The 10,570-nt window shown below is 62.2% G+C and carries 9 protein-coding genes; 7 read left to right on the plus strand and 2 right to left on the minus strand.

The window, feature by feature from the left end:
- Positions 1-37: 37 nt before the first annotated feature.
- Positions 38-976, minus strand: a complete 939-nt coding sequence (mdh, locus tag EWM57_RS18405; protein ID WP_129922778.1) for a malate dehydrogenase — start codon at positions 974-976, stop codon at positions 38-40.
- A 160-nt stretch (positions 977-1,136) separates the two neighbouring features.
- On the minus strand, positions 1,137-2,462 hold the full coding sequence (tilS, locus tag EWM57_RS18410) for a tRNA lysidine(34) synthetase TilS (RefSeq protein WP_129922779.1): 1,326 nt from the start codon (positions 2,460-2,462) through the stop codon (positions 1,137-1,139).
- 84 nt (positions 2,463-2,546) lie between these two features.
- Here tilS and EWM57_RS18415 point away from each other — a divergent pair, with 84 nt between their 5' ends.
- The 7 genes from EWM57_RS18415 to EWM57_RS18445 form a co-directional block, all read left to right on the plus strand.
- Positions 2,547-4,250, plus strand: coding sequence for an OstA-like protein (locus tag EWM57_RS18415; protein WP_165370569.1), 1,704 nt, complete (start codon positions 2,547-2,549; stop codon positions 4,248-4,250).
- Between the two features lie 56 nt (positions 4,251-4,306).
- A complete protein-coding gene (locus EWM57_RS18420) occupies positions 4,307-5,131 on the plus strand; it encodes an outer membrane protein assembly factor BamD (RefSeq protein WP_129922781.1) in 825 nt (274 codons plus the stop codon).
- 113 nt (positions 5,132-5,244) lie between these two features.
- Positions 5,245-5,592 carry a DNA-directed RNA polymerase subunit omega gene (locus EWM57_RS18425; protein WP_129922782.1) on the plus strand — a complete coding sequence of 116 codons (348 nt, stop codon included), beginning with the start codon at positions 5,245-5,247 and terminating at the stop codon, positions 5,590-5,592.
- An 86-nt stretch (positions 5,593-5,678) separates the two neighbouring features.
- The gene (locus EWM57_RS18430; RefSeq protein ID WP_242510139.1) at positions 5,679-6,164 is read left to right on the plus strand and encodes a flavoprotein; all 486 of its coding nucleotides are present in this window, start codon (positions 5,679-5,681) and stop codon (positions 6,162-6,164) included.
- 67 nt (positions 6,165-6,231) lie between these two features.
- Complete coding sequence (locus tag EWM57_RS18435; protein ID WP_129922784.1) at positions 6,232-6,885, plus strand: phosphopantothenoylcysteine decarboxylase domain-containing protein; 654 nt, start codon at positions 6,232-6,234, stop codon at positions 6,883-6,885.
- On the plus strand, positions 6,878-7,795 hold the full coding sequence (gene porD / locus EWM57_RS18440; protein WP_129922785.1) for a type IX secretion system protein PorD: 918 nt from the start codon (positions 6,878-6,880) through the stop codon (positions 7,793-7,795). Before EWM57_RS18435 ends, porD begins: the two co-directional genes overlap by 8 nt.
- A 460-nt stretch (positions 7,796-8,255) precedes the next feature.
- The coding region (locus EWM57_RS18445) for a beta strand repeat-containing protein (protein WP_129922786.1) at positions 8,256-10,570 on the plus strand (2,315 nt) is incomplete at its 3' end.

The raw sequence follows: 10,570 nt of genomic DNA on the forward strand, positions 1-10,570 counted from the left end.
GTGCAGAGCGGCCCTTTCGCAGGGAGCCGGAAAAAGGCTAGGCGTTAGCCGTCATCTTGTCCAGAGCTTCCATCACTTCTTTCACGTGGCCGCGCGAGGTTTCCAGCAGAGCCTTCTCCTCGTCGTTGAGCTGGAGCTCAATGACTTTCTCGATGCCGTTTTTGCCCAGGATAACCGGAGCGCCCAGGTACACGCCGTCGATGCCGTACTCGCCTTCGAGCTTGATGCAGACGGGGAACACGCGGCGCTGGTCGCGCACAATGGCTTCTACCATCTGAGCCGCGGCGGCGCCGGGAGCGTACCAGGCCGAGGTGCCCATCAGCTTCACCAGCTCACCGCCACCCACGGCCGTGCGCTGCACAATGGCGTCCAGTTCTTCCTTGCCGATGAGCTCGGTTACGGGAATGCCGCCCACGGTGGTGTAGCGGGGCAGGGGCACCATCGTGTCGCCGTGGCCGCCCATCAGGACTGCCTGAATATCTTTCGGGCTCACGTTGAGGGCCTCGGCCAAAAAGGCGCGGTAGCGGGCCGTGTCGAGGATACCGGCCATGCCGAACACCTTGGTGCGGTCCAGACCCGAGGTCAGGTGCGCCTGGTAGGTCATCACGTCGAGCGGGTTCGACACGATGATGATAATGGCGTTGGGCGAGTATTTCACCACCTGCTCGGTCACCGATTTCACGATGCCGGCGTTGGTCGAAATCAGGTCGTCGCGGCTCATGCCGGGCTTGCGGGGCAGGCCCGAAGTGATAACCACCACGTCGGAGTCAGCCGTGCGCGCGTAGTCGTTGGTGACGCCCACCGTGCGGGAGTCGTAGCCGATAATGGGGGCTTTCTGCCAGATATCCAGAGCTTTGCCTTCAGCGAAGCCTTCCTTGATGTCCACGAGGACGATTTCGTTGGCAATTTCGCGGGTGGCCAATACATCGGCGCAGGTAGCGCCCACATTGCCAGCTCCAACAACGGTTACTTTCATCGGGTGGAAGATTGAGTATGAGGGTTTGTATTCGGTGGCGTAAAAGTAAGCGAAAAGGCGTAGCCGCCCAGCACAACTTCCGGCATCGTTGCCGGAAAGCCCCGAACGGTACGCAACTGCCCGGCTTGGCGGGGGCAGCACGACGTTCTGGGCTATTCGGTTACATGCGCTTTACCACCAGCACCCGCGCCGCTTCCTCGGTTACCTTGAACCGCTCGTCGGGCCGGAAGCCGACGACCCAGGCAATCTTGCCGTCGGCGGACACCAGTACCCAGACGCTGCTTTTCAGGTTGAGCGGCACCTTCTGGTCGATGAGAAAGTCGGAGAGCAGCTTTTTGCCCTTCATGCCGATGGGCATAAACCAGTCGCCTTCCTGCCAGGGCCGCACGGTGAGCGGAAACTTGAGCTTATCGGCGTCTAGGGCGGCCACGGCCTTGCCCTTGGGCACGTCGAAGCCGACGGCCTCGCTCAGCTCCAGGCGCAGGTGCAGCCCGTCGATTTTGAGCACTTCCTGCCCGGCCATAATCTGGTGAGTGCCAAACTTGGTCAGGTTGCGACGGGTAATAACGAGCTGCTCCCGGTCCTTGACCAGCAGGTGGGTCGGCGACTCAAACCGGCGGCCGGCTGGCGCCTTGAAGGCGGCCACAATGTCTTTCACGACCAGGTAAGAAAAATTAAACGGGCGCAGCAGCTCGTGGAGCACTAGCGCCGTGGCGGCCGTAGCCTGGAGCGAAGCAATGCTCAGGTACGTCACGTCGCCTTCCTCGTGTTGGGCGGCGTGGGCGGTGTCGGCCACGTAGCGGCGCACGATTTCCTCGGCCCCGCCCACCCGCTCGGCCGTAATCTGCAGGGTCTGGTCGAGGTTGGGATTTATTTCGCGCAGCACGGGCAGCACGTCGTGGCGCAGGCGGTTGCGCTGGTAGAGGGTGCTGTCGTTGGAAGCGTCCTCGCGCCAGATCAGGTGCTGCTCCACGAGGTAGTCGTAGAGGTCACTCTTGCCCATGCCCAGCAGGGGGCGCACCACGCGGCCGTGTTTGGGCCGGATGCCGTGCAGGCCGGCCAGGCCGGTGCCGTGGGTGAGGTTGAGCAGCATGGTTTCGGCCGCGTCGCGCTGGTGGTGAGCCGTGGCAATATAATCGAGGCCCTGACTCTGGCGCAGGCGCTCAAACCACTCGTAGCGCAGGGTGCGGGCCGCCATCTGGGTCGAAATGCCTTCCTGCTCGGCAAAGGCCTTGGTCTGGAAAAACTCGGCGAAGTAGGGCACCTCGTACTTCTTGGCCAGCTTGCGCACAAACTCCTCGTCGGCGTCGGCCTCTTCGCCGCGCAACCCGAAGTGGCAGTGGGCAATAGCAAACGGCACTTCGAGGCGGTGCAGCACGTCGGCCAGCACCACCGAATCCATACCGCCGCTGACGGCTACCAGCAGCTGGTCGGTGGAAGTGAAAAGCTCGTTTTCCTGAATGTATTGGCGGACGCGGTCAAGCATGGGGGAGGGGATTTTACGCTAGTGTGGTGCACTACAATGCAAAGATGGGCGTTACCGGCGGGCCTTCCGTACCTTTGCGCTGAAATGCCCACGATAAAGTCACTTTTTCTGGTTCTGGCGGCCCTGCTGCTGCCCTTCGTAACGGTTGCCCAGCAGCGGCCCAAGCCCACGCCACCCCCGCAGAAAGGGCAGCGCATCGAGCTGCTGCCCGGCACCCGGGAGCTGGTGGGCGGCACGTTCAACGGCGTCGAAATCCGCAAGCTGCTGGGCAACGTGAGCTTCAAGCAGGAAAACACCTTTCTCTACTGCGACTCGGCCTACCAGTACCTCGACCGCAACGCCATCGAAGCGTTCAGCAACGTGCGCATCGTCGACAACGACACCATCACCATCACCGGCGACCGGGGCACCTACGACGGCGACACCCGCAAAGCCCGCATGACCGGCAACGTGACCATGCGTGATCCGCGCATGACGCTCACCACCCAGGTGCTCGACTACGATTTGAGCAAGAATCTGGCGTATTACAGCACCGGCGGCCACCTCGTGGACCCCGAAAATACGCTCGACAGCCAGTACGGCTACTACAACACCACCAGCAAGGTGTTCAGCTTCAAGCGCAACGTGCATTTGGTGACCAAGGAAAACGACATCACCACCGACACGCTCCAGTACAACACGGTGGCCAAGATTGCCTACTTCCTGGGGCCGACGCGCATCAAGGGCAAGCAGGGCAGCATCTACGCCGAAAACGGGACCTACAACACCATTACCAAGGTTTCCAACTTCCAGCGCAACGCCAAGATTGAAACCCCGAGCTACCTGCTCGGCGGCGACAAGCTCGTGTACGACGAGGTGCGGCAGTACGGCGTGGCCACCGGGCACGTGTCGATGACCTCGAAGAAAGACAACGTGGTGCTGCGCGGCGACGTGGGCAAGTACTGGCGGGCGCTGGGGCGCACCAAGGTGTACGGCAGCAGCCCGGTGATGCGCAACATCTCCGACGGCGACACGCTCTACCTAGCCGCCGACACGCTCATCAGCGTCGAAAACCGCGGGCCCAAAACCACCGCCGGCATCCTGTACGCTTTTCCCAAGGTGAAAATCTTCCGCAAGGACCTGCAGGGCCGTTGCGACTCGCTCACCTACGACCGGCAGGACTCCATTATCTACCTCAACAAGAAGCCGGTGCTCTGGGCCGATAAAAACCAGCTCACCGCCGACAGCATGGAGCTGCGGCAGCGCAAGGGCAAGATTGACCAGATGCGGCTGTACGCCAACTCCTTTATTGCGGGCGAAGACACACTGCTGAACTACAACCAAGTGAAGGGCCGCAACATGGTGGCCTACTTCGTGGACAACAAAATAAAAAAAGTGAACGTGCTTGGCAACGCCGAGAGCCTCTACTTCGCTCTTGATGGGGACACGGCCCTGACGGGCATGAACCGCGCCGTCAGCGCCAACATGACCCTGCGCTTCGCTGCCAACAAGCTCCAGACCATCTCCTACCTCACCAACGCCGACGCCAGCTTTATTCCGCCCCACGAACTCAAGGCCGACGACCGGCGCCTGAAGGATTTCAGCTGGCGCCCCAAGGAACGGCCTACCCGCCGCCTGGTGTTGGGCAAGCACTTCGCCCTGCCGGTGAAGGCCAAGCCCAAGCCGAAAGCCAAACCAAAATCCAAGACCACGACTGCCAAACCCAAAGTGGTCAAGCGCGCCGCGCCAGCTTCGAAGTCGGCCCCGGCCAAACCTGCTCCGGCGCGCCCGGCGCCCAAGGCCCGGTAGTCCCGCTTCGGCCCACCTTTGATTCGGCTTCGCAATCCGTTACCTTTGCGCCCCTTATGCTGCATTTTCGCCCCGCCATTTTTATTCTGTTCCTGAGCACGTTGCTGCTGGCTTCCTGCACGGGTTACCAAAAGCTGCTCAAGAGCGGCGACGTAACCAAGAAGTACGAGGCCGCGGTGCAGTACTACGAAAAGGGCGACTTTTTCAAGGCCGGCACCCTACTCGAGGACCTGGTGCCCCTGCTCAAAGGCCGCCCGGAAGCCGAAAAGGCCCAGTTTTACTTCGCCAACACGAACTACAAGCAGCGCAACTACGTGCTGAGTGCCTACTACTTCAAGGCCTTCTCCGAGACGTACCCCAACTCGGTGTATACCGAAGAGTCCGCGTTTCTGTACGCCAAGTCCCTGTTCCGCGACTCCCCGGAGTTCGAGCTCGACCAGACCAACACCTACACGGCCATCGAGGCCATTCAGGAGTTTCTGAACCGGTTTCCGGAAAGCAAGTTTCGGCCCGAGGCCGAGAGCATGTCGTTGGAGCTGCAGAAGAAGCTGGAAAGCAAGGCCTACGAAAGTGCCCGCCTCTACTACCAGATTCGCTACTACCAGTCGGCCGTGACGGCCTTCACCTCGTTTCAGCAGCAGTTTCCGGCCTCGCCCTACAACGAGCAGGCGGCCTTCCTCAAACTCAGCGCTCAGTACAGCCTGGCCAAGGAAAGCGTACCGGAAAAGCAGCTGGAGCGCTACCGGGAGGTGATTCCCTTCTACCAGTACCTGCTCGACACCTACCCGCAGAGCAAAAACCTGAAGGCTGCCGAGAATATGTACGTGTCGGCCCAGGAAGAAATTGCCAAGCTCAAAACCCCGGGCACGGCCGCCAACTAAATTTTCCGCCAGCGGATGTGTTACTTTGCTGCCGAACTTCGCAGCCGCCCGGGTGTTTGGGCACCAGCACCGTCCGCTTCGCCCTGTTCTACTGTAAACAGCAACTCAGTCATATGAAAACTCCGAACAACGTATCCGCCTCCATCGTGACCCGCAACATGTCGGACTTCGCCGCCGAAACCGGCAACGTGTACGAGTCTCTGGCCATCATCTCGAAGCGCGCCAACCAGATTTCCGTGAAGCTCAAGGAAGAGCTCAACGGCAAGCTGGCCGAGTTTGCCACCACGGTCGACAACCTCGAGGAAGTATTCGAAAACCGCGAGCAAATCGAAATCAGCAAGCACTACGAGCGCCTGCCCAAGCCCACGAACCTCGCCATCGAGGAGTTCCTGGAAGGCAAAGTGTACTTCAACACGCCTTCGGAGTTCGACGAGCTTGGCAACGCGCGCGTAGCTGAGTAAGTAGTTTACGCCGCCGCGCGATGCCGCTGCAAGGCCGCAAGATTTTGCTGGGAGTATGCGGCAGCATTGCCGCGTACAAGTCCGCCATGCTGGTTCGCCTACTGGTAAAGGCCGGGGCTGAGGTGCAAGTCATTCTGACTGCCTCGGCCTCGGCCTTTGTCACGCCCCTGACGCTGGGTACGCTCTCCAAAAAGCCCGTGCTGACGGGTTTTCTCAAGGACGAGGCCGCCGGCGAGTGGCACAACCACGTGCACCTGGGCCTCTGGGCCGACGCGCTGGTCATTGCTCCGGCCAGCGCCAACACGGTGGCCCAGCTCGCCAACGGCCACTGCGCCAGCCTGCTCGAAGCCGTGTATCTGTCGGCCCGCTGCCCGGTGTTTCTGGCCCCGGCCATGGACCTCGATATGTACGCCCATCCGGCCGTGCAGGAAAACTTTGCCCGCCTGCGCCGCTTCGGCAACCACGTGCTGGAGTCGCCGGCCGGGGAGCTGGCCAGCGGCCTGTCGGGGCCCGGCCGCATGCTCGAGCCCGAGGACATCGTGGCCGAGCTGGAGCGGTTCTTTGCCGCGTAACAAGCAAGGCCGGCGGGCGGCGGTAGGCTCGTCCCGCCGGTTTTTTATTCGTTTTACTCCCTGAAGCATGCGCGTCCTCATCACGGCCGGCCCCACCTACGAGCCCCTGGATCCGGTCCGGTTTATCGGCAACCACAGCACCGGCAAAATGGGCTACGCGCTGGCGGAGGCTTTTGCCGAGGCCGGCGCCAGCGTCACGCTCATCAGCGGGCCCACGAACCTTCCCGACCCCGCCGACGCCCGGATCCAGACTACCCGGGTGGAAACGGCCGACCAGATGTACGCCGCCGCCGCCGCTGCCGCGCCCACTGCCGACGTGTGGGTGTTTGCCGCCGCCGTGGCCGACTACAAGCCCCGGGAAGTGGCCCCCAACAAGATTAAAAAGGACGGCGACACGCTCACGCTGGAGCTGGTCAAGAACGTCGACATTGCCGCCACGCTGGGCCGCACGAAGCGGGCTGAACAATTTTCGGTGGGTTTTGCGTTGGAGACAAACAACGAGCAAGCTCACGCCCTGGACAAGCTGCGCCGCAAGAACTTTGATCTGGTGGTGCTCAACTCCCTGCGCGACCCGGGTGCAGGCTTCCGCCACGATACCAACAAAGTGACCTTGCTGGAAGCCGGGGGCCAAATGACTATCTTTGAGTTGAAGCCCAAGGCCGAAGTGGCCCACGATATTGTCCGAACCGTCTTAGCCCGTTTGCCCCGCCGTGATGCGTAAACTTCTGATTCCGCTGCTGTTCATCTGCTCCCTGGCCGCCCACCCGGGCCGGGCCCAGGAGCTCAAGGCGCTGGTGCAGGTGACGGCCGAGAACGTGCCCATCACCGACCGGCAGCTGCTCCAGCAGATGCAGAACGACATGCAGACGTTTCTCAACAACCGGGCCTTCACCAGTCAGACCTACCGGCCCGACGAGCGAATCAACTGCCGCCTGTTTGTGGGCATCAACAAGATTCCCGAAAACGGCTCCTACGAGGCTACGGCTCGGATTGTAACTACGCGGCCGGTCTACGGCACGGGCTACGAAACCAACCTGATGACCTTCGCCGACAAAAGCTGGGTGTTCAAGTACAATCCGCAGACGCCCATCGATTACTCCGAGAATGCCTACGTCGGCAACCTCTCGTCCTTGCTGAGCTTCTACGCCTACATCATCATCGGCATGGACCAGGACAGCTTCTCGCGCCTGGGCGGCTCCCCGTACTTCGACCGGGCCCGCAACATTCTCAACAACGCCTCGGCCCAGAGCAGCAGCACCAACGAGGCCGACAAGGGCTGGAACGACACCGAGGCCAACAACCGCTACTGGCTGCTCAACAACCTGCAGGACCCCCAGCTCGAAGCCCTGCGCTCGGGCAGCTACGCCTACTACCGCCAGGGACTCGACGTGTTCATTGAGAAGCCCGTGGATGCCCGCACCAGCATTTTCACGGCCCTGCAGGGCGTGCAGCAAGCAGCCATCCGGCGGCCGGGCACGCTGCTGGCGCGTTCCTTCTTCACGGCCAAGGCCCAGGAAATCACCGATATCTTCCGCACTGCCCCGGACGCCGAGCAAAAAAAGCAGGTCGTGACCATGATGTCGGAAGTGGACCCCACCAACTCGGCCCGCTACCAAGCTTTGCTGAGGTAGAAAATTTCCCGCAGTGGACGCGGTGCGCTGCGGGCTCTATCTAGGCGCCGGCGCTGAATACTGCCGGAGCAGCCACGGATTTGTACCGCTAGAGCAATTACTTGGGAAGAAAGGGGAGGGGTGGCTATGGGCGTGGGCCCCAATGCAAAGATGCACGCCCAGCAGTTTGGAGTTTTTTCCGGCCCTGACGGGCAGGTGCGCGCGGCCGAAACGGGCGCAAGTACCTAGCAGGCCACGATTTGCTTCCGGCCGGCTCGGTGCTTTATACTATTATCAGACATGCTTGCTAGCCTCGTTGGGCTCTGGCCGGGGCCGAAAAATCCTTGCTAGCCTGGGGTATGGTAAGATTAATGGAAAATAGAAAATAAAGGAGTTCAAATTAGCTGCAGGGAAGAAATAATAGGCGAGCTTTGCTGTCCTGCAAAACCGCAGGATTGGTATTCTCCTATTCATTGCTCCCATGATGCATAACTACCCCGTTGGGCGGCTGCCACGGCAGCTAGTCCGCCATCTTATTACTGTGCGGCCCGGCCACACGCTGGCTGCGCTCTTGTTCGGGCTCGGCACCGCTACGACCCCAACCCTGGCCCAGGGGACTTTTGCGGCACCGGCCTACTACAACTCCTCGGGAGTGAGCCCCATCGGCATTACGGCCGGCGACCTGAACGGCGACGGTCGGGCTGACATTGTACTTAATAACTTTAACAGCAGCACTGCCGGAGTGGGCGTGCTGCTGAATGCCGTGGCTCCGGCCGCGGCGGGCACCTTCCCGGCCTCGGCCACCACTTACAACTCCGGGGGCAGCAACTCGGCCGGCAGCGCCATTGGCGACGTGAACGGGGACGGCCGCCCCGACATCGTGGCCGGCAACATCAACGATAACACCGTGGGCGTGCTGCTGAATCCGGGCAACGGCACGTTTCCTTCCGCTGCCATTACCTACTCAACCGGCGGCGCGGGTCCGGTCAACGTTTCCCTGGGGGACGTGAACGGGGACGGCCGCCTCGACATTGTAGCGGCCCACCAGAACGGCGGCACCGTGGGCGTGCTGCTGAACTCAGCCACCACGCCCGGCACTTTCGGCGCGGCCGTGCAGTACACCGCGGGCAATCAGGTGTATGGTGTGCGTTTGGGCGACGTGAATGGGGATGGCCGCCTCGACATCGTGACCAGCAACTTCCAAAGTGCCAACGTGAGCGTGCTGCTGAACTCGGCCACCACCCCGGGCACCTTCGGCGCGGCCACATCGTATCTGAGCGGCGGCTCCGGCCCCCTGGGCATGGTCCTTGGCGACGTGAACGGGGATGGCCGCCTCGACATTGTGGTCAACCACCAGGCCTCGTCGTTGTTTGGCGTGCTGCTGAACTCGGCCACTACGCCCGGCACCTTCGGGGCCGTGACGACCTACAACAACGGCGGCTTCGGTGAAGGGGTGGCCGTGGGTGACGTAAGCGGGGACGGCAGGCTCGACATTGTCGTATCGCGCAACAGTACGGGAACGGCAGGCGTGTTTGTGAACTCCGGTACCGGTACCTTTCCCACCCAGACCAACTATGCCACCGGCGGGGGCCTCAATGCCCGCGTCGTGCTGGTCGACGTGAACAACGACGGTCTGCTCGACATTGCCGTCAGCGACTTTACCAACGCACGAATAGCCGTGCTCCGTAACACGTCTACCATTGCCGCGCCCGCGCTGAGCAGCATAAACCCCACCAACGGACCCGTGGGCACCAGCGTCACGCTGACGGGCACCAACCTGCTCAATGCCTCGGCAGTGAACTTCACGGGGGCAGCCGCCACGAATTTCACCGTCGTCAATGCCACGACCATCACGGCCCTCGTACCCGCGGGTGCCACTACCGGCAACGTGACCGTAACCACCCCGGGTGGCACCAGTAACGGCGTAGCCTTCGCCGTAAACCCGACTGTCGTTATCAGCTCTACCGCGGGCGCCTCGGGCAGCACTACCGGTACCTCACCCATTCCGTTCACCATCACTTTCTCGCAGAGCGTAACGGGCTTTGTAGCCGGCGCCGTGAGCGTGACCAACGGCGCCGTGACCAGCGGCAGCTTCTCGGGCTCGGGCACCACGTACTCCTTCACCGTGACGCCTACCACGCCCGGCACCCCCACCACGGTAAGCGTGCCGGCTAACGTAGCCATCACCGCCGCCGGGACGTCCAACGTGGCCTCGGCGGCTCCATACAGCATTCAGTACAATGCCCCTGTAACGGCCACCACCTGGACCGGTGCGGTGTCGTCTAATTGGTATGCCAACGGCAACTGGACCAACAGCATGCCCGGCCGGCGGATTGATGCCCGCATTCCGGCTGGCGTACCCAACTTCCCGGTAGTGCCCAACGGCACGGCCTACGCCAAAAACCTGACCCTGGCCAGCGGGGCCACCCTGACGCAGAGCGGCGGCACGCTGGAGCTGCGCGGCGACTTCGACAACAGCGGCACCTTCGTGGCCACCGGCGGCACGGTGTCATTGCGCGACAGCCTGAACCGCCAGCTTATTGGCGGCACCAGCCGGACTACGCTCTGGAACCTGACGGTCGGGGCCTCGGGCGCCAGCCTGAACGGGGAACTGGAGATTCAGCGCGTGCTGACGCTGAACGGCGACCTGAGCACGGCCTCCTTGGGCCTGACGCTGCTTTCCAACGCAGGTGGCACGGCGATGGTCGTCAACAGCGGCGGTGCCATCGGCGGCCCGGCCACCGTGCAGCGCTACATTGACCCCAGCCTGAACGCGGGCCTGGGCTACCGCCACTA

Source organism: Hymenobacter persicinus, from assembly GCF_004167665.1.
GTDB classification, from domain to species: domain Bacteria; phylum Bacteroidota; class Bacteroidia; order Cytophagales; family Hymenobacteraceae; genus Hymenobacter; species Hymenobacter persicinus.

Excerpts from the sequence above, each read along its gene's own strand:
- mdh (WP_129922778.1), bottom strand. The coding sequence starts at position 976 with ATGAAAGTAACCGTTGTTGGAGCTGGCAATGTGGGCGCTACCTGCGCC.
- tilS (WP_129922779.1), bottom strand. The coding sequence starts at position 2,462 with ATGCTTGACCGCGTCCGCCAATACATTCAGGAAAACGAGCTTTTCACT.
- porD (WP_129922785.1), top strand. The coding sequence starts at position 6,878 with ATGCGTAAACTTCTGATTCCGCTGCTGTTCATCTGCTCCCTGGCCGCC.
- EWM57_RS18430 (WP_242510139.1), top strand. The coding sequence starts at position 5,679 with ATGCTGGTTCGCCTACTGGTAAAGGCCGGGGCTGAGGTGCAAGTCATT.
- EWM57_RS18420 (WP_129922781.1), top strand. The coding sequence starts at position 4,307 with ATGCTGCATTTTCGCCCCGCCATTTTTATTCTGTTCCTGAGCACGTTG.
- EWM57_RS18415 (WP_165370569.1), top strand. The coding sequence starts at position 2,547 with ATGCCCACGATAAAGTCACTTTTTCTGGTTCTGGCGGCCCTGCTGCTG.
- EWM57_RS18425 (WP_129922782.1), top strand. The coding sequence starts at position 5,245 with ATGAAAACTCCGAACAACGTATCCGCCTCCATCGTGACCCGCAACATG.
- EWM57_RS18435 (WP_129922784.1), top strand. The coding sequence starts at position 6,232 with ATGCGCGTCCTCATCACGGCCGGCCCCACCTACGAGCCCCTGGATCCG.